14 protein-coding genes are annotated in these 18,043 nt (G+C 66.7%); 7 read left to right on the top strand and 7 right to left on the bottom strand.

Annotated elements, in window-relative coordinates; genetic code table 11:
* Positions 1 to 76: 76 nt before the first annotated feature.
* From rpmF to secG, 3 genes are all read right to left on the bottom strand, one after another.
* Positions 77 to 259: a 50S ribosomal protein L32 gene (gene rpmF / locus CSW59_RS08645; RefSeq protein WP_010919589.1), complete on the bottom strand. Its 183-nt coding sequence runs from the start codon at positions 257 to 259 to the stop codon at positions 77 to 79.
* Between the two features lie 124 nt (positions 260 to 383).
* Positions 384 to 2,036 carry a CTP synthase gene (locus CSW59_RS08640; protein ID WP_099443650.1) on the bottom strand — a complete coding sequence of 551 codons (1,653 nt, stop codon included), beginning with the start codon at positions 2,034 to 2,036 and terminating at the stop codon, positions 384 to 386.
* Between the two features lie 116 nt (positions 2,037 to 2,152).
* Positions 2,153 to 2,584: a preprotein translocase subunit SecG gene (gene secG / locus CSW59_RS08635; RefSeq protein WP_099443649.1), complete on the bottom strand. Its 432-nt coding sequence runs from the start codon at positions 2,582 to 2,584 to the stop codon at positions 2,153 to 2,155.
* A 164-nt stretch (positions 2,585 to 2,748) separates the two neighbouring features.
* Between secG and CSW59_RS08630 the strand changes: the two genes are divergently transcribed.
* The 3 genes from CSW59_RS08630 to CSW59_RS08620 all read left to right on the top strand — a co-directional run bounded on the left by CSW59_RS08630 (position 2,749) and on the right by CSW59_RS08620 (position 7,030).
* Entirely contained in the window at positions 2,749 to 3,261 is a 513-nt protein-coding gene (locus CSW59_RS08630) for a GNAT family N-acetyltransferase (RefSeq protein ID WP_099443648.1), read from the top strand.
* An 891-nt stretch (positions 3,262 to 4,152) separates the two neighbouring features.
* Positions 4,153 to 4,587 (top strand): hypothetical protein, encoded by a 435-nt coding sequence (locus tag CSW59_RS08625; RefSeq protein WP_099443647.1) that lies wholly within the window; start codon positions 4,153 to 4,155, stop codon positions 4,585 to 4,587.
* Between the two features lie 238 nt (positions 4,588 to 4,825).
* Entirely contained in the window at positions 4,826 to 7,030 is a 2,205-nt protein-coding gene (locus tag CSW59_RS08620) for a DEAD/DEAH box helicase (RefSeq protein ID WP_099443646.1), read from the top strand.
* 128 nt (positions 7,031 to 7,158) lie between these two features.
* Here the strand turns inward: CSW59_RS08620 and CSW59_RS08615 are convergent, their stop codons facing one another.
* Positions 7,159 to 8,340, bottom strand: coding sequence for an NAD(P)/FAD-dependent oxidoreductase (locus tag CSW59_RS08615; RefSeq protein WP_099443645.1), 1,182 nt, complete (start codon positions 8,338 to 8,340; stop codon positions 7,159 to 7,161).
* Positions 8,341 to 8,469: 129 nt separating this feature from the next.
* Between CSW59_RS08615 and CSW59_RS08610 the strand changes: the two genes are divergently transcribed.
* A complete protein-coding gene (locus CSW59_RS08610; RefSeq protein WP_099443644.1) occupies positions 8,470 to 9,774 on the top strand; it encodes an Hsp70 family protein in 1,305 nt (434 codons plus the stop codon).
* A gap of 95 nt (positions 9,775 to 9,869) precedes the next feature.
* A complete protein-coding gene (locus tag CSW59_RS08605; protein ID WP_099443643.1) occupies positions 9,870 to 11,465 on the top strand; it encodes an ice nucleation protein in 1,596 nt (531 codons plus the stop codon).
* Positions 11,466 to 11,492: 27 nt separating this feature from the next.
* Here CSW59_RS08605 and CSW59_RS08600 read toward each other — a convergent pair whose 3' ends face one another.
* Positions 11,493 to 12,395, bottom strand: a complete 903-nt coding sequence (locus CSW59_RS08600) for a LysR family transcriptional regulator (RefSeq protein WP_099443642.1) — start codon at positions 12,393 to 12,395, stop codon at positions 11,493 to 11,495.
* 131 nt (positions 12,396 to 12,526) lie between these two features.
* On the opposite strand from CSW59_RS08600, the gene CSW59_RS08595 reads away from it, so the two are divergent.
* Both CSW59_RS08595 and wrbA read left to right on the top strand, forming a co-directional pair.
* Positions 12,527 to 13,231, top strand: coding sequence for a pirin family protein (locus CSW59_RS08595; RefSeq protein ID WP_099443641.1), 705 nt, complete (start codon positions 12,527 to 12,529; stop codon positions 13,229 to 13,231).
* A gap of 83 nt (positions 13,232 to 13,314) precedes the next feature.
* Positions 13,315 to 13,914 (top strand): NAD(P)H:quinone oxidoreductase, encoded by a 600-nt coding sequence (gene wrbA / locus CSW59_RS08590; protein WP_099443640.1) that lies wholly within the window; start codon positions 13,315 to 13,317, stop codon positions 13,912 to 13,914.
* Between the two features lie 376 nt (positions 13,915 to 14,290).
* Here the strand turns inward: wrbA and CSW59_RS08585 are convergent, their stop codons facing one another.
* Complete coding sequence (locus CSW59_RS08585; protein ID WP_099443639.1) at positions 14,291 to 14,950, bottom strand: trans-aconitate 2-methyltransferase; 660 nt, start codon at positions 14,948 to 14,950, stop codon at positions 14,291 to 14,293.
* Between the two features lie 96 nt (positions 14,951 to 15,046).
* Positions 15,047 to 17,734: a pyruvate, phosphate dikinase gene (gene ppdK / locus CSW59_RS08580; protein WP_099443638.1), complete on the bottom strand. Its 2,688-nt coding sequence runs from the start codon at positions 17,732 to 17,734 to the stop codon at positions 15,047 to 15,049.
* Between the last annotated feature and the right edge of the window lie 309 nt (positions 17,735 to 18,043).

Raw genomic sequence — 18,043 nt, 5'->3', positions numbered from 1 at the left:
TAAGCGCCCATGACGAAAAACGCCGCCCAGCTGAGCCGGGCGGCGCTTTCAAGCCGTCAAAGACGGAAAGAAGACCTTAGTCTTCCTTCGGCGTCAGGATCTGCTTGCCGTTGTACATGCCGGTCTTCAGATCGACATGGTGCGGACGGCGCAGCTCGCCGGTGTCCTTGTCCTCGATGAACGAGTTGGCGCCCAGGGCGTGGTGCGACCGGCGCATGTTCCGGCGAGAAGGCGAAGTTTTTCTTTTAGGAACGGCCATCGAAGTGACTCTGCTCGCTGAGCGTGAAAATCGAGAGCGGCGGCCTGGGAACGCCCGAGCCGCCGCGTGAGGGCGGGCTTATGCCCGAATCTCTCCCCAGATGCAAGACCTGGGTAGAACGCCTCTAAACGAGGCGTCCATGCTCCTTCGCGGCGGCGATGAAGCTGGCGAAAAGCGGGTGCGGCGCGAACGGACGGCTCTTCAGTTCAGGGTGATATTGCACCCCGATGAACCACGGATGGTCGTCCCGCTCGACGATCTCGGGCAGCACGCCATTGGGCGAGCGGCCGGTCAGTTTCAGGCCCGCGTCCTCCATCAGGTGGACATAGCCGATGTTGACCTCGTAGCGGTGGCGGTGGCGCTCGCTGATCTCGGTCGCGCCATAGATGTCGGCGACCTTCGATCCCGGCGTCAGGACGGCCTCGTAGGCGCCTAGACGCATGGTGCCGCCCAGGTCGTCGTTGGAGCGGCGCTGGACCGTCTCGTTGCCCTTGATCCACTCGGTCATGATGCCGACCACCGGGCGCTCCGTGGGCCCGAACTCGCTGGAGCTGGCGTCCTTGACGCCCGCGACGTTCCGAAGGGTCTCGATCACGGCCATCTGCATGCCAAAGCAGATGCCGAAGTACGGCACCTTGCGTTCGCGAGCGAACTGGGCCGCGCGGATCTTGCCCTCCGCGCCCCGCTCGCCGAAGCCGCCGGGCACCATGATGGCGTGAGCGTTCTCGAGACGGGCCGCGGCCGCGCCCTCGTCGCCCTCAAAGGTCTCGCTCTCGACCCAATCCAGGTTGACCTTGACCTTGTTGGCCAGGCCGCCGTGGTGCAGAGCTTCGATCAGCGACTTGTAGGCGTCTTTCAGGACCGTGTACTTGCCGACGACGGCGATGGTGACCTCGCCATCGGGATGCTGGACGGTGTCGTCGATCGCCTTCCAACGCGACAGGTTCGGCGCCGGGGCGTCGTGGATGCCAAAGACATCCAGGACTTCCGCGTCCAGGCCCTGCTCGTGATAGTCGATCGGCACGGCGTAGATGGACGATGAGTCCATCGCCTGGATGACCGCGCTGGGCCGCACGTTGCAGAACTGGGCGATCTTGCGCTTTTCCTCGGGCGGGATCTCCTGCTCGCAGCGGCACAGCAGGATGTCCGGCTGGATGCCGATCGAGCGCAGTTCCTTGACCGAGTGCTGGGTCGGCTTGGTCTTCATCTCGCCGGCCGTCTTGATGAACGGCAGCAAGGTCAGGTGCACGTAGCAGCTCTGGCCGCGCGGCAGGTCCTGGCGCAGCTGGCGGATGGCCTCGAAGAACGGCAGGCCCTCGATGTCGCCGACCGTGCCGCCGATCTCGACCAGCACGAAGTCGACCGCCTTCTGGCCGCTCTCGTCCATGGCGGGCGACAGCACGAAGTCCTTGATCTCGTTGGTGACGTGCGGAATGACCTGGACGGTCGCGCCCAGATAGTCGCCGCGGCGCTCCTTCTCGATGATCGTCTTATAGATTTGGCCGGTCGTGATGTTGTCGGCCTTGTTGGCCGAGACGCCGGTGAAGCGCTCGTAGTGGCCAAGGTCCAGGTCGGTTTCCGCCCCGTCGTCGGTCACGAAGACCTCGCCGTGCTGATACGGGCTCATCGTGCCCGGATCGACGTTCAGATAGGGGTCGAGCTTCCGAAGACGGACCGTGTAGCCGCGCGCTTGCAGCAGCGCGCCAAGCGCCGCCGAGGCCAAACCTTTGCCAAGCGAGGAAACCACGCCGCCGGTGATGAATATGTACCGCGTCATGGGCGATCAGATTACTCGTGATTCGACGACGCCGGTGAAAAGACCTGCGTTCATCAACAAGTTTCGACCCCCGGGGTTGCCCTCGGGGGTCGGACGAAAGCTTCCGAAGGAAGCGGTTAGGGCTTGGGCTGCTGAGCCGGCGGGGCCGACGGCGCCGGGGTCGGGGCCGGCGTGTTCAGCTGCGGCGTCGGAGCCTGGATGGCGCCCGGCTGGGCGGTCGACGGCGTGACGTCGGCGGGAGCCGGCGCAGCCGCCGGGGCGTTCAGCGTCTTGGAATCGAGGTTCTGCATGTCCAGGCGATCCACAACCGAACCGCCGCTGTTCAGGCGACCCGTCAGGATCGTCAGCGCCAGGCTGATCAGCAGGAAGATCGAGAACAGGATCCAGGTGATCCGGGTCAAGAGGTCGCCGGCGCCGCGGGCGGTCATGAAGCTGGACGAACCGCCGCCCATGCCCAGCGCGCCGCCTTCGGAGCGTTGCAGCAGGACCACCCCGATCAGGCCGAGGCAGACGACGATGTTGATGGCCAGCAGGACGCCGATAAGCATGACGAATGTAATCTCGATCCGGGCGCGGTCAAAAGCCGCGCGAAAAACGAAGCGGCCCCTCTACCACTAGAGACGGCTCCGCGCCATAGCTGGGAAGCGCGCGCCGCGACGCAAGTCCCAAAGTCCCGTTTCCATAAGCCTTCCAGCCCCCGATATTGGACCGCATGATTCTCGAGACCGCCCGCCTGACCCTCTCCCCCCTGACGGTCGAAGACACCCCGCGGGTTTATCCCTTCCTGAGCGACGCCGAGGTGATGTCGAACCTCGACCAGGACCCTGTCGAAGATCCCGACGAGGTCGCTCGGCGCGTTGCCTACCAGGTCGAACAGATGGCTGCGGGCGAGGCCGCCTATTGGTCCATCCGCCACACCAATAGCGACCTGTTCCTGGGCTATTGCGAGTTCATAGACTTCGAGCGTCGCTACGGCCGCGCCGAGATTCGCTTCGTGATCGCCCGCGACAACTGGGGTCGCGGCTTCGGCTACGAGGCCGTCACCGCCCTCCTCGCCCACGCCGCCAGCGAAGGCCTGAAAAGCCTGGTCGCAAGCGTCCACATCGGCGACCACGGCGAAAAGCTGCTTGAGAAACTGGGGTTCAAGCCCGAAGGCTATCTGAAGGGTTCGGTTCATCGGGGCGGCGAGCGCCGCGACCGGCGGCTCTATGGGTTGATGCTGTAGAAGATTAGAAATCCTCCCCCAGCGGGGGAGGTGTCGGCGCAGCCGACGGAGGGGGAAGTCCTGCTGACCTTGCCCCTCCCCCTCCGGCCTTCGGCCGCCTCCCCCACGGGGGGAGGATTTGGGACACGACATCTCAACTTCACGCGATCACTCGCTGAAGGTGTGGGGAGGCGACGGAGCGGCCGGGCGAACCCGGTGACCGTAAGGTTTGTTTGCGTTTCGGCTCGATCGTCCGCTCCGCCAGGCTGTTGTTTCCATGAGGACGGCGGGCGTGAGCGTTATCTGCTCGGGACTCCGTTCCCCCCGGACGGGCATGGACCAACTGGATCGGCTCCTCCGTCTCCAGCCCGACGATCCACGATAGGCGGCTTATACGATCACCGCCCTGTCGCTCCGCTTCTGGCCTGATCCCGAACCGTCCCGTCACCCGCGTGCGCTCCTAAAGAGTAAGCCACGTGGCCTAACCAGACAGACGGGGACCAAAAGCGGCCCCGCTCAACCTAGCCCCGCCGCCGTATTGGGCCGGATCCATACGCCCTCCCCCGCGACGGGGATGGCTATGAGTATGGAGGCGGTTTCAACGCGGATCACACAGCGGCGTGTAAAAGTGAGAAGTGATTGAAATCGTTTGGTTCGATTCCGGATACGCCGAGCATACAAGCGCTTCTATCCCCGTACTTGCCCCCTCCGCGCCTGCGGCGCTCCTCCCCCGGAGGGGGAAGAAGACGGAGCTCCCTTCTGCCCCCTCCGGGGCGGACGACCACGCGGAGCGGGGTCAGGTGGGGGCCTGCGGCGTTGGCCAATTGGGGTCGCAATCAGGATTGACTCAAAAATTTACACGCGTAACCCTTTGCTTGATTTACATCCGTAATCATTCAAAAGGAGATCGCCATGCGTCTGTCTCACGTCACCTTCGCCGCGCTCGGCGCGCTATTTCTCGACACGCCGGCCCAGGCCGCGACGGAGAAGTCGCTCACCCTGGTCTCCGTCTTCTCCAACGCCGCTGTCCCCGTGAAGCTGATCGCCATCATCCTGTTGGCAGGTCTCGTCGCAGGACCCGGCCTCGCTCTCGCCAGACGCGACACGAAGTGGTTGAACGCGATCGCCCGCAGCGCCCTTCCTTTGGGCTTCGCGGCGGCGGCCTACACCCTGCTGGCCGGCGCCGTCGGCGTGGCCAACCTTGGCGTAACGCCCAGCCTGCCGGTGCTGGCGCCCGGCCTGGCCGAGGCCCTGATGATGGCGATGCTGGGCCTGCTGACCGCCGGCGTCGCGCGCTTGGCCGGCGAGCTGACGGCCCGCCGCCGGGAAGACGCCAGCATCGCCTGAACGGCGGCAAACGCCCTTCTATCGCGCCGCCCTTGCTTTTTGCACCGCAACAAGCGCATAAGGCCGCTCATCGAGCCCCCTTCGTGTCGCTTCGGCGGCGGAAGGGGGCTATTTTTGTTGGAATTCGACCAAGCAGCGGTCCGAGGGAAGCGTTCAAGGCTTCAAAGGGGCCCGATTTGGTCATGGCGCGAGCCGCGCGTGTTGTGTGTGCGCGGCCGCAGACGTGAATTGGACCCATATGCCCTTCCCCGCCTCCCACCCCGCTCTTGAGCGGGCCCTCTCTGCTCAGGGTTACGCCGAGCCCACCCCCGTCCAAGCCGCCGTGCTGGCCGCCGACGCCACCGATCGCGACCTTCTGGTCAGCGCCCAGACCGGCTCGGGCAAGACCGTCGCCTTCGGCCTCGCGGCCGCTCCGACCCTGCTAGGCGAGGCCGAGACCTTCGGCCAGGCCGCCGAGCCCCTGGCCCTGGTCATCGCCCCGACCCGCGAACTGGCCATGCAGGTCAATCGCGAGCTGACTTGGCTCTACGCCGAGGCCAAGGCCGTCGTCGTCAATTGCGTCGGCGGCATGGACGCCCGTCGTGAACAACGCGCGCTGAACTACGGCGCCCACATCGTCGTCGGCACGCCGGGGCGCCTGCGCGACCACATCGAGCGCGGCCACCTAGACCTGTCCAAGCTGCAAGTCGCCGTCCTCGACGAGGCCGACGAGATGCTGGACATGGGCTTCCGCGAAGACCTGGAGTTCATCCTCGACGCCGCCCCGGCCGAGCGTCGCACCCTGCTGTTCTCGGCCACCCTGGCCCGCGACATCGTCGAGCTGGCCAAGCGCTATCAGAACGACGCCGTTCGCATCGACACCATCGGCCGCAATGAGCCGCACCGCGACATCGAATATCGCGCCGTGCGCGTGGCCCCCAACGAGGTCGAGCACGCCGTCGTCAACCTGCTGCGCTTCTTCGAGGCTCCCGGGGCCCTGGTGTTCGCCAACACCCGCGAAAGCGTCCGCTCGATGCACGCTAAGCTGCGCGAGCGCGGCTTCGCCGTCGTCGGCCTGTCGGGCGAGCTGTCGCAGCGTGAACGCGCCGACGCCCTGCAGGCGCTTCGCGACGGCCACGCCCGCGTCTGCGTCGCCACCGACGTCGCCGCGCGCGGTCTGGACCTTCCCGACCTGGGCCTGGTGATTCACGCCGAACTGCCGATCAACAAGGCCACGCTCCTGCACCGTTCGGGCCGCACCGGCCGCGCGGGCAAGAAGGGCGTCAGCGCCCTGGTCGTTCCCTACACCCGCCGCCGCAAGGCCGAGCAACTGCTGTACGCCGCCGGCGTCGAGGCCGAATGGGGCGGCGCGCCCAGCGCCGACTCGATCCGTGAGAAGGACCAGGAGCGCCTGCTCGAGGACCCGATCTTCGCCGAGACCTCGACCGAAGAGGACATCGCCCTGGCCGAGGCCATGCTAGCCAAGCGCACGCCGGTCGAGATCGCCGCCGCCCTGATCCGCACGCGCCGCGCCAAGCTGCCCTCGCCGGAAGACATCTATGACGATCCGCGTCACGGCGCCGATCCGGGTCCGCGCTCGCGCACCGGCGAGCCGGGCGAGCGCCCCGAGCGCCCCGAGCGCGAGCCGCGCGTCAGCATGGACGGTTCGGAGTGGTTCCGCATCAGCGTCGGCCGTCGCGGCAACGCCGATCCCAAGTGGCTGATCCCGATGATCTGCCGCCTGGGCCACATCACCAAGAAGGACATCGGCGCGATCCGGATCTTCGACTACGACACCAAGTTCGAGATCTCGGCCGAGGCGGCGACCAAGTTCGGCGCGGCGGTGCAGACCACCGTGCGCGAGGACGTCTCGATCACCCCGACCACGGCGCCCGCGCCGCGTGAAGCCGGTCCGCGCCGGGAATATGCGCCGCGCGCCCCTCGCGGCGACAACGATGGTCCGCGCGAGTACAAGCCGCGCGCGCCCCGTGAGGATGGCCCGCGTCCGCCGCGCGCCAATGCGCCGGGCTCGCGCGATCACACGCCGCGTCCGTCCAACTTCGGCGCCGACGGCTTCAGCAACGCCAAGCCCTATGGCCGTGGCGAGGAGCCCAAGGGCGACTACAAGCCCCGCCGCGCCCCGCGCGACAATGACGCGCCCCGCCCCTACTCGCCCCAGGACTCGGAAGGCGCTCCCAAGCGCGCCTTCAAGCCGCGCCACGAGGCCGGCGCCGACGCGCCGCGCGAGTACAAGCCCCGCGCTCCGCGCGCGGACGGCGACGGCCCCAAGAAGCCGTTCAAAAAGAGCTTCAGCGACAACGCCGCTGGCCCGAAGCCCTATTCGAAGCCCTACGCCCGCAAGCGCGACGGCGATGGCCCGGCCAAGCCGTTCAAGGGCCCCAAGCCCTTCAAGGCCAAGAGCTTCGACGCCAAGCCTGCGGGCAAGCCGTTCAAGAAGAAGTAGTTAGAGCGGTCACTTGCCCCCACCTGACCTGCTTCGCAGGTCGTCCGGCCCCCATAGGGGGCGGAAGGTGCGCGCGATCCTTCTTCCCCCTATGGGGGAGGAGCGCGAAGCGCGGAGGGGGCAAGTGACTAAACCGCCTGCCCGGCGCTCCAGCCCGACGCCCAGGCCCACTGGAAGTTATACCCGCCCAGCCAGCCGGTGACATCGACCACCTCGCCGATGAAATAGAGCCCCGGAACGGCCTTGGCCTCGAGCGACCTGGAATCCAGGTCGTCGGTGTCGACCCCACCCAGAGTCACTTCCGCCGTGCGATAGCCTTCCGAGCCCACCGGCTTGAAGGTCCAGGCGTTGACCGCTCCGGCCAGCCGGCCCAGCACCTTGTCCGAACAGTCGGCGATATTACCCTTATCGGAGGCCTCTTCTTCGGCGATCGCCTGGGCGACGCGCTTGGGCAGCAGGGTCGCCAGCACCGTCGCCACCGCCTGGCGCGGCGTAGCGGTGCGGGCCGTCTTCAGCGCGGCCAGGGCGTCGACGCCGGGGGCCATATCGACCCGGACCTCGTCGCCCTCGCGCCAGTAGGACGAAATCTGCAGGATCGAGGGGCCCGAGAGACCCCGATGGGTGAACAACATCCCTTCGCGGAACTTGGTCTTGCCGTGGGCGACCACGGCGTCCAGCGCCACGCCCGACAGCGGCGTCAGCCGCGCCAGCATGCCGGCCTCGAAGGTCAGGGGCACGAGCGCGGGCCGCGTCTCGACGATGTTCAGCCCAAACTGTTTGGCGATGTCGTAGCCGAGGCCCGTGGCGCCCATCTTCGGGATCGACTTGCCGCCGCTGGCGATGACCAGCGAGGCGCAGCGAACCGGACCGGACGACAGCGCGACCTCGAAGCCGCCCTCGGTCTTGGCCACACTCTGCACGCCGGTCTCGAGCCGCAAGGCCACGCCGGCGGCCTTCATCTCGGTCAGCAGCATCGTGATGATCTGCTTGGCCGAGCCGTCGCAGAAGAGCTGGCCCAGGGTCTTTTCGTGATAGGCGATGCCGTACTGCTCGACCAAGGCGATGAAGTCCTTGGGGCGATAGCGACGAAGGGCTGACAAGGCGAACTTCGGGTTCGCCGACAGGAAGTTATGAATCGACGCGCCAGTGTTGGTGAAGTTGCACCGCCCGCCGCCGCTGATGCGGATCTTCTCGCCCGGCGCCTTGGCGTGGTCGATAACGAGCACCGAGCGCCCGCGCTTGCCCGCTTCGATGGCGCACATCATGCCGGCCGCGCCCGCGCCGATCACCAAGACGTCGAAATTTTCCAAGGCTCGCCCGCTGCTTGTTCGCGCCTCTTCGAGCCGACGCCCGAGCTTTAGTCAACCGGCCGATCTTGACGCGGCAGCGGAAGACGCTACGACGCACGGCCCTTCCGCCCCAAACCGATCGAGCCCTCCATGACGGCCGCGACAGAGCCGACCATCGGCGTCGACTTTGGCACCACCAACACCGTCGTCTCGATGACGCATGGCGACGATCACGCGCGCCTCGTCCGTTTCACAATCGACAACCGCGATCTCTTCGCCTTTCGCTCGGCGCTGAGCTTTCACAGCGTTCAGGGCGAGCGCGTAGTCGAGGCCGGCCCCTGGGCCATCGAGGCCTATCTGGAGGAACCGCTGGAGACGCGCTTCATCCAGTCGTTCAAAACCTTCGCCGCTTCCGCCGCCTTCACCGAGACGCGGATCCTGGACAAGCGCTACCAGTTCGAGGACCTGCTGGCGGCGTTCCTGCTGCGTCTGCGCGAGCACGCCGGCGCGCAGATGGGCGACTTGCCGCCCAGGATCATCGTCGGCCGTCCCGTGACCTTCGCCGGAAGCTCGCCGAACGAGAACCTGGCCCTGACCCGCTATGAGGCGGCGTTCGAGCGGCTCGGCTTCACCGACATCCGCTACGCCTATGAGCCGGTCGGCGCGGCGTTCTTCTTCGCCCGTCAGCTCAAGCAGGACGCCACGGTGCTGGTCGCCGATTTCGGCGGCGGCACCTCGGACTTCTCGCTGGTGCGGTTCGAGCGCGCGGCGGACGGGACGCTGCGTTCGACGCCGCTGTCGCGCTCGGGCGTTGGCCTGGCCGGCGACGCTTTCGACTACCGCATCATCGACCAGTTGGTCTCGCCCGAGCTGGGCAAGGGGTCGGAGTACCGCTCGTTCTCGAACAGACTGCCGATCCCGCAGCGCTACTACGCCGCCTTCGCCCGCTGGGACCAGCTGGCGCTGCTGCGCGCGTCCAAGGATATGCGCGACATCAGGGCGCTGGAACGCACCGCCGTCGAGCCGGACAAGATCGCCGCCCTGATCGAGGTGCTGGACGGCAATCACGGCTATGCGCTCTACCGCTCCGTTTCTGCGCTGAAGGAGGCGCTGTCCAGCCACGACGAGGCGACGTTCCATTTCGAGGCGGGCTCTGTCCGGATCGAAAAACAGGTCGCGCGGAGCGAGTTCGAGGGCTGGATCGCGCCCGAGCTGGCCGCCATAGAAGGCGCCGTGGCCGAGGCGTTGGAGCGCGCCGGCTTGTCGGAAAACGGCGTTGATCGCGTGTTCCTGACCGGCGGCAGCTCGTTCGTGCCGGCGGTGCGCGACATCTTCCTGCGCCGGTTTGGGGCTAGCAAGATCGAGAGCGGCGGCGAGTTCGAGTCGATCGCTTCAGGACTGGCCCTGATCGGCCGTGAAGCTGACCTGGACCTCTGGACCATGCGGGTCGGCTGACCGCCCGACGGTTTGGTCGCATGGCCGCTATCGCCGCTTTGCCCTAAGGTTGACGCGAACGATTCGCGTCGCGACCTTTGGAGAGAGCGAGTCCAGTGCCGATTTCGTACCTGTCCACGTCGCAGATCTCGGCCCTGTCGGCGACGACAATTCAGGGCCTGACGACGACCAATCTGGAAGGCCTGGTCTCCACCCAGGTCGCGGTCCTCTCCAACACCACCCTGGCGGGGCTCACCGCCACCCAGGTCTCGGCCTTGTCGAACACGGCCGTCAAGGGACTGACGGCGGCCCAAATCCCGGCCTTCGCGCCCACCCTGATCTTCGACGCCGAGCAACTGGCCGCCTTTAGCGGCGCCCAGCTCAACGCCCTGACCTCCACCCAGTTGGCCAAGCTGGACGCCGACCGCATGGACTCTCTGAGCGCCACCCAGATCGGCGCGCTCGACACCACGCACTTCATCGCGCTGGACTCCACCCAGATCGGCGCCCTGGACCCGACCCAGCTGAAGAACCTGACCAGCGCGCAGATTCAGGCGATGAGCGCCGGCGATCTCGGCGAGCTGTCGGCCAACCAGCTTCAGGCCCTTTCGGCCTCGCAGATCGGCGCGTTGGCCTCAACGCTTATCCCGGCCCTGGACGCGACCCAGTTCGCCGGCTTGACCGCCACGCAGCTGCAGGGCCTGACCCAAACCCAGGTGAGCGCCCTGTCGACGACCCAGATCGCCGACCTCGATACCGACCTGGCCCTTCTTTCGGCGACCCAGCTGAGCGGCCTGTCACGCACGCAGACCAGCACCTTCTCCGATACCCAGGTCGCGGGGCTGAACGCGACCCAGCTTGCGGGACTGAGCGCGGAAGGCTTCGGCGGCCTGTCGGCGACCCAGGTGTCCACGCTGAAATCCACGCAGCTCGCCAGCTTGACGCCCACCCAGCTGGCCGGTTTGACCGCGACCGACTTCTCGAAACTAACCACGACCCAGGTGGCCGGCTTTACCGCCACCCAGATAGCGGCCCTGTCGACGACCAACCTTAGCGCCCTGGACGCCACCCAGGTCGCGGCTCTGACCGCGACCCAGTTGGCGGCCCTGACCAGCACCCAGATGGGCGGCCTGACGACCACGGACTTCGCCGAGCTCTCCAGCACCCAGATCCTGCGCCTGACTTCCACTCAGCTGGGCGGCCTCTCGGCCACCAACATTGTCAGCTTGGACGCTACTGCGGTTCAGGCCCTGTCGACCACACAGCTGGGCGGACTGACGGCGACCCAGTTCGGCGCGCTCACGTCCAGCGACATCGCCGAGTTCACCAATACCCAGCTGGCGGCGCTTTCGCCTGGGCAAATGGGTGGGATTTCGGTGACGAACCTGGCGAGCCTGACGCCAACCCAGGTGGCGCCGCTGACGACGACCGCTCTGAGGGGATTGTCGCCCTATCAGATGCGCAGCTTGACGCCGGCCTCTTTCGCCCAGTTCAGCGCCACCCAGGTCCAAGGCCTCACCGGGACCCAACTGGGGTCTCTGGCCACGACCGTGATCGCCAGCCTCACCACCACCCAGATCGGCTATCTGACGCCCTTGCAGATCCCAGGACTGACCCTGGCTCAGCTGGCCGCGCTCTCAACGACCAATATCGCGGCCATGTCGCCGCTGCAGTTGTCCGCCCTCACGCCGACCCAGGTCGCGAGCCTTTAAAGCCGCGCCGGACAGGAGCGCGCGCCCTTACCGCCCAGAAGCGCTCAGGGTCTTGGCCAGATAGGTCGCCAACGCCTCGACCCGCGCGGGCCTGGGCCCGCCCGGCGGCATGACCAGATGCAGGGCGATCGGCGCGCCCTGCCAGTCGGTCAGCACCTCTTCCAATCGCCCATCGGCCAAGGCCGGCCCCACGATAAAGTCAGGCAGCATCGCAACGCCCGTCCCAGCCAGCAGCGCGGGCAGCAGGGCGTCGCCGTTGTTGGCGCGGATCACCGAGCGGGGTCGCACCGCCGCCTCCTCGCTTCCCTTCTGGAAGCGCCAGGTCTCGGGCACGGACTGGTGGCCGTAGGTCAGGCCTCGATGTTGGGCCAGATCGGCGGGATGATGAGGCCGGCCGTGCTGATCCCAATAGGCCGGCGAGGCGACCAGGTGGCGCTTCACCGTTCGCAGGCGGCGCGCCACCAGCGAGCTGTCGGGCAGAGCCGCGACGCGAAGGGCTAGATCGAAGCCCATGCCGACCAGGTCGATCGTCGCGTCCGACAGGTGCAGGTCGATCGAGACCTCAGGATAGGCCTCCAGGAACGCCGGCAGCACCGGTCCAAGCGTCGTGATGCCCAGCGACATCGGCACGGCCATCCGGACTAGGCCGCGTGGCGCGGAGGATTGGCTGGACGCCTCGTCCTCCGCCGCCTGAGCCTCGGCCAGGACGCGGGTGGCGCGCTCGACCAGGGACTGGCCGGCGTCGGTCAGGGCCAGGCGCCGCGAGGTGCGATTGAACAGGCGCGCGCCCAGACGCGTTTCCAGTCGGGTCACGGCCTTGGAGACGGTGGCCTTGGACATGGCCAGCTCATCGGCGGCGGCGGCGAACGAGCGCAGCTCCACCACCTTGGCGAACACGGCAAGGCCTTCGAGATCGGGAAGCTTGGACATGCCGGTAGCTTAGTTTTGGAAACTATGTGTTTCAACAGTTTCCATTTCGGTTCCCGCCAGGTCCCCTATCTTCTCCTCAACAGGACGCGCCGACGCGGCGCCGCTCCGAAAGAGACAGAAAGGTTAGAGCCATGATCGACCGCAGACCGTTCGACAAACTTGGCGGCGCCGACCACGGTTGGCTGAAGGCCAAGCACCACTTCTCGTTCGCCAGCTACTACGACCCCCGCAACATGAACTGGGGCGCCTTGCGGGTCTGGAACGACGACGAGATCGCTTCCAACACCGGTTTCCCGCCGCATCCGCACAGCGACATGGAGATCATCACCTATGTCCGCGACGGCGCGATTACCCACCAAGACAGCCTGGGCAACAAGGGCCGCACCGTGGCCGGTGACGTCCAGGTGATGAGCGCAGGCACGGGCATCCGTCACTCGGAATACAATCTCGAGCCGGAAACGACCCGGATCTTCCAAATCTGGATCGAGCCCAAGACCTTCGGCGCCGCGCCGTCGTGGGGCGCCAAGCCTTTCCCCAAGGGCGACCGCTCGGGCAAGTTCGTGACCCTGGCCTCGGGTTTTTCCGAAGACGCCGACGCCCTGCCGATCCGCACCGACGCCCGCGTCCTGGGCGCGACGCTGAAGGCGGGCGAAAGCACCACCTACGCCCTGGGCAAGGATCGTAGCGGTTACCTGGTCCCGGCCGTTGGCTCGGTCGAGATCAACGGCGTCAGGCTGAACGCCCGCGACGGCGCCGGCATCAAGGACGAGGACGTCATCACCGTCACCGCCCTGGAAGACGCCGAACTGGTGCTCGTCGACGCCGCCCTGGACTAGGTTTTTCTTCAAGAACCGGGCGCGAGGAAACCGCAAGCTCGCGCCCGACCTTCCTCCCCCAACCCGTTTCAAAGGAGGCCGTCATGGCCAAGGTTCTCGTTCTCTACTACTCGTCGTATGGCCACATCGAGACGATGGCCAAGGCCGTCGCCGAAGGCGCTCGCGAAGCTGGCGCCCAGGTCGACATCAAGCGCGTGCCGGAAACCGCGCCGCTGGAAGTCGCCCAACGCGCCCACTTCAAGCTCGACCAAGAGGCCCCGGTCGCTACGGTCGAGGACCTGGCCAACTACGACGCCATCATCGTCGGCACGGGCACGCGCTTTGGCCGCATGAGCTCGCAGTTGGCGGCGTTCCTCGACCAGGCCGGCGGCCTGTGGGCCCGCGGCGCCCTGCACGGCAAGGTCGGCGGCGCCTTCACCTCGACGGCGACCCAACATGGCGGCCAGGAGACCACGCTGTTCTCGATCATCACCAACCTGCTGCACTTCGGCATGGTGATCGTGGGCATGGACTACGGCCACGCCGGCCAGATGACCCTGGACGAAGTCACCGGCGGCAGCCCCTACGGCGCCACCACGATCGCCGGCGGCGACGGCTCGCGTCAGCCCAGCGAGAACGAGCTGGTCGGCGCCCGCTACCAGGGCCGCAAGATCGCCGAAACCGCCATCAAGCTGCACGGCTAACGCTCGGTCGTCAGCGGCCGTCCGCATCCCTCCCCCTAGAGCCTGCCCTGGTTAGATGGCTCATCTAACCAGGGTGAGCAGGCTCTAGAATCAAACATTTGGAGCCCTTTTGAACGCTTTGGATGTTCGCATCCAAAGCTAAAGGGCTCCCGGCGGACGACCCAGCGACCGCCCCGAGGCCCCCTCCAGCCTCGCGGCGGTTTCGCGTTTGGGATGAGCGCCCCCTCCGTCACGTCGCCTATCGGCGCCGCGCCACCTCCCCCGTTTCACGGGTGAGGAGGAAGACAACACCCCTCCTCACCCGTAGCGAAGCGTGCGGGGGAGGTGGCGCGATGCGGATACGCATCGTGACGGAGGGGGCGCAACCTATTCCCTATCAACCCTTCGGCCGCACCACGGCCACCAGCCAACCGCCGCCCCAGGGGGTGTTGATCACCGCCTCGTCCAGCACCTCGCCCATCGCCTTCAGGCGATGCCACAAGCGCAGCGGCTTCAGCGCCAGCCACATGGTCAAGCCCACGGCGCCATCGGGCTTCAGGTTCGGGGCGTAGTGGGCGACCAGGGCCTCGACCTCGCCCAGGTGCTCGATGCATTCGGAGAACACCACGACGTCGAACGTCTCGTCGGTCTCGAAGGTCCGGCCGTCGCCCAGCACCATCTTCACCTCGCCGATCGCGATCTCGGGCGCCAGGCGCAGTGCGCCGCGCTCGATCGCAGGCTTGGAGAAGTCGACGCCGACATAGCGGGCGGGCCGGTAAGCGCGCAGGGCCTCGTAGAACACGCCCTCGCCCGCCCCGATCTCCAGTACGCGCGGATTGGGCCAGCGGTCGGCGATCATGGCCGCCAGCAGACGATGGTGATGGCGCTGCTCGGAGCGGCTCAGGCGGTCATAGATCCCAGCCTGGTACTCGGCGTCCCACTTCTCGACCGGCGCGGCGACGATCGGCTTGTGGCGCTTGCGCATGAACAGCTCGCCCAGCGCCGGATTGTCCAGCGACAGCAGCTCCGTGAACCGGCGCCAGCGCAGATAGGCCATGACTTCCCCCCGAAATCCTGAGACCCGGATAGGGAAAGGGCCCCGGACTGTCCAGTCCGAGGCCCTCTAAGTGCGTTCAGGCTTGAAGCGAGAGCCTCAGCTCTTGGCCGCCAGCGCAGCCTGGGCGGCCGCCAGGCGAGCAATCGGCACGCGATAGGGCGAGCACGACACGTAGTCGAGGCCGACCGTCTCGCAGAAGCCGATCGAGGCCGGGTCGCCGCCGTGCTCGCCGCAGATGCCCAATTTGACGTCCGGCCGGGCCGCGCGGCCGCGTTCGGCGGCGATACGGATCAGGTCGCCCACGCCTTCTTGATCGAGGCTGACAAAGGGGTCCTTTTCGAAGATGCCCTTGTCGATATAGGCGCCCAGGAACTTGCCGGCGTCGTCGCGGCTGATGCCGAACGTCGTCTGGGTCAGGTCGTTGGTGCCGAAGCTGAAGAACTCGGCGTTGGCGGCGAGGTCCCCGGCGCGAAGGGCCGCGCGGGGCAGCTCGATCATGGTGCCGACGGTGTACTTCACATCGACGCCCTGCTCTTCCAGCACCGCCTTGGCGACGCGGTCGGTCAGGTCGCGCAGGTACTTCATCTCCTCGCCCTTGGCGACCAGCGGGTGCATGATCTCAGGGACCGGAGCGGCCTTGCCCGACTTGGCGATCTCGCAGGCGGCTTCCAGGATGGCGCGGACCTGCATCTCGTAGATCTCGGGATACGAGACGCCCAGGCGGCAGCCGCGATGGCCCAGCATGGGGTTGGTCTCATGCAGCTCCTTGGCGCGGCGCAGCAGCTTGGCGGCGTCTAGGCCGGTGGCCTTGGCCACGGCTTCGACGTCTTCCTCGGTGTGCGGCAGGAACTCGTGCAGCGGCGGATCCAGCAGGCGGATCGTGACCGGCAGGCCTTCCATGATCGTGAAGAGCTCGACGAAGTCGGCCTTCTGGAACGGCGCGATCTTGGCCAGCGCCGCGCGGCGGCCCTTCTCGTCGTCGGCCAGGATCATTTCGCGCACGGCGGCGATCCGGGTGTCGTCGAAGAACATGTGCTCGGTGCGGCACAGGCCGATGCCTTCCGCGCCGAACTGGCGGGCGGTCTTGGCGTCCAGCGGCGTCTCGGCGTTAGCCCGCACCTTCAGACGACGGACCTGGTCGGCCCAGCCCATCAGGGTGGCGAAGTCGCCGGTCAGCTCGGGCTCGATCATCTTGGGCGAGCCGGCCAGGATTTCCCCGGTCGAGCCGTCGATCGTGATGATCTCGCCGGCCTTGAACTCGCGGCCACGGACGCGGAACAGGCCTTCCTTCGGGAAGATGGCGACGTCGCCGGCGCCCGAGACGCAAGCCCGGCCCATGCCGCGCGCCACGACGGCGGCGTGGCTGGTCATGCCGCCCCGCGCCGTGATGATGCCGCGCGCGGCGTGCATGCCGTGGATGTCCTCCGGCGAGGTCTCTTCGCGGACCAGGATCACGGCCTCGCCGGCGGCGGCGGCCTTTTCGGCGGCGTCGCTGTCGAAGACGATCTTGCCGGTCGCCGCACCGGGCGAGGCCGGCAGGCCCGTGGTGATCACGTCGCGATGCGCCGTGGGGTCGATGGTCGGGTGCAGCAGTTGGTCCAGCGAGGCGGGCTCGACACGGCCGATGGCCTCTTCCTTCGTGATCACGCCCTCGGCCGCCATATCGACCGCGATCTTCAGCGCGGCCTTGGCCGTGCGCTTTCCGTTGCGGGTCTGCAGCATGTAGAGCTTACCCTGCTCCACCGTGAACTCGATGTCCTGCATGTCGCGGTAGTGGCGCTCCAGCGTCTCGACCACGGTCTTGAACTGGCCGAACACCGTCGGCATCGCCTCTTCCATCGAGGGGGCGGTGTCACCCATCTCCTCGCGGGCGGCCTTGGTCAGGGACTGCGGCGTGCGGATGCCCGCGACCACGTCCTCGCCCTGGGCGTTGATCAGGAACTCGCCATAGAGGCGGTTGTCGCCGTTCGACGGGTTGCGGGTGAAGGCCACGCCCGTCGCCGAGGTGTCGCCCATGTTGCCGAACACCATGGACTGGATGTTCACGGCCGTGCCCCAGCTTTCGGGGATGTCGTGCATGCGGCGATAGAACTTGGCCCGGTCGTTCATCCAGCTGGCGAACACGGCGCCCACGGCGCCCCACAGCTGCTCCTGAGCGTCCTGCGGGAAGGGTTTACCCAGACTATCGCGGACGGCGGCCTTGTAGTCCTTGATGACCTCGGCCCAGTCGTCTGCGGTCAGGCCGGTGTCGACGGTGACGTCCAAACGATCCTTATGGTCGTCCAGGATCTCTTCGAACATGTGGTGCTCAAGGTTCAGCACGACGTTCGAGTACATCTGGATGAAGCGGCGGTAGCTGTCATAGGCAAAGCGCCGGTCGCCCGACAGCTTGGCCAGGCCCTCGACGGTCTCGTCGTTCAGACCCAGGTTCAGCACCGTGTCCATCATGCCCGGCATCGAAGCCCGGGCGCCTGAACGCACCGAAACCAGCAGCGGGTTGGCGACATCGCCGAAGCGCTTGCCGGTAATCTCCTCGACCTTGGCCAGGCCAACCTTGACCTGTTCAGCCAGTTCGGCCGGGTACTGTCTGCCGTTGGCGTAGTAATGGACACACGCCTCAGTTGTGATCGTGAAGCCCGGCGGCACCGGCAGACCCAGCGACGACATCTCGGCGAGGTTGGCGCCCTTGCCTCCGAGAAGATTTTTCATGGAAGCGTCGCCGTCCGCGCCGCCTCCGCCAAAAGCGTAAACCCAACGGGCCTTGGTCAGCGTCTCAACCGGCATATGAAATTCACCCTGCGATAAGTGAAAAGGCCGCGCCCCTCTGTTGGGAACGTCTCACCTTGGAACAGCACTGCTTCGTCGTGATCCCGCAGTGCAATATCCGGGGTTTCAGTAGCACTTCGGTCAAGAACACGTCCACTGGCGCTTACCGCTCCGCGCCCCATACTGAGAATTTGGCAAATATTTCCAATGACAACGCTGTCCGAGCGATGCATGTGGCCAAGTTTCGGCCAAACGGACGAAGAATCCAAAACCTTGAACGAGACGGGTCATTCCGCCCCCCCTCTCGCGGCGCGGAAAAGGGCGTAT

This window comes from Caulobacter sp. BP25 (genome assembly GCF_002737755.1).
In the GTDB taxonomy this organism is placed as follows: Bacteria; Pseudomonadota; Alphaproteobacteria; order Caulobacterales; family Caulobacteraceae; genus Caulobacter.
Note: the sequence above shows the minus strand (reverse complement) of the source record. Positions and strands in the feature narration are given on the sequence as shown.

Coding starts and splice junctions, on each gene's coding strand:
- rpmF (WP_010919589.1), bottom strand. CDS start 259: ATGGCCGTTCCTAAAAGAAAAACTTCGCCTTCTCGCCGGAACATGCGC.
- CSW59_RS08640 (WP_099443650.1), bottom strand. CDS start 2,036: ATGACGCGGTACATATTCATCACCGGCGGCGTGGTTTCCTCGCTTGGC.
- secG (WP_099443649.1), bottom strand. CDS start 2,584: ATGCTTATCGGCGTCCTGCTGGCCATCAACATCGTCGTCTGCCTCGGC.
- CSW59_RS08630 (WP_099443648.1), top strand. CDS start 2,749: ATGATTCTCGAGACCGCCCGCCTGACCCTCTCCCCCCTGACGGTCGAA.
- CSW59_RS08625 (WP_099443647.1), top strand. CDS start 4,153: ATGCGTCTGTCTCACGTCACCTTCGCCGCGCTCGGCGCGCTATTTCTC.
- CSW59_RS08620 (WP_099443646.1), top strand. CDS start 4,826: ATGCCCTTCCCCGCCTCCCACCCCGCTCTTGAGCGGGCCCTCTCTGCT.
- CSW59_RS08610 (WP_099443644.1), top strand. CDS start 8,470: ATGACGGCCGCGACAGAGCCGACCATCGGCGTCGACTTTGGCACCACC.
- CSW59_RS08600 (WP_099443642.1), bottom strand. CDS start 12,395: ATGTCCAAGCTTCCCGATCTCGAAGGCCTTGCCGTGTTCGCCAAGGTG.
- CSW59_RS08595 (WP_099443641.1), top strand. CDS start 12,527: ATGATCGACCGCAGACCGTTCGACAAACTTGGCGGCGCCGACCACGGT.
- wrbA (WP_099443640.1), top strand. CDS start 13,315: ATGGCCAAGGTTCTCGTTCTCTACTACTCGTCGTATGGCCACATCGAG.
- CSW59_RS08585 (WP_099443639.1), bottom strand. CDS start 14,950: ATGGCCTATCTGCGCTGGCGCCGGTTCACGGAGCTGCTGTCGCTGGAC.
- ppdK (WP_099443638.1), bottom strand. CDS start 17,734: ATGCCGGTTGAGACGCTGACCAAGGCCCGTTGGGTTTACGCTTTTGGC.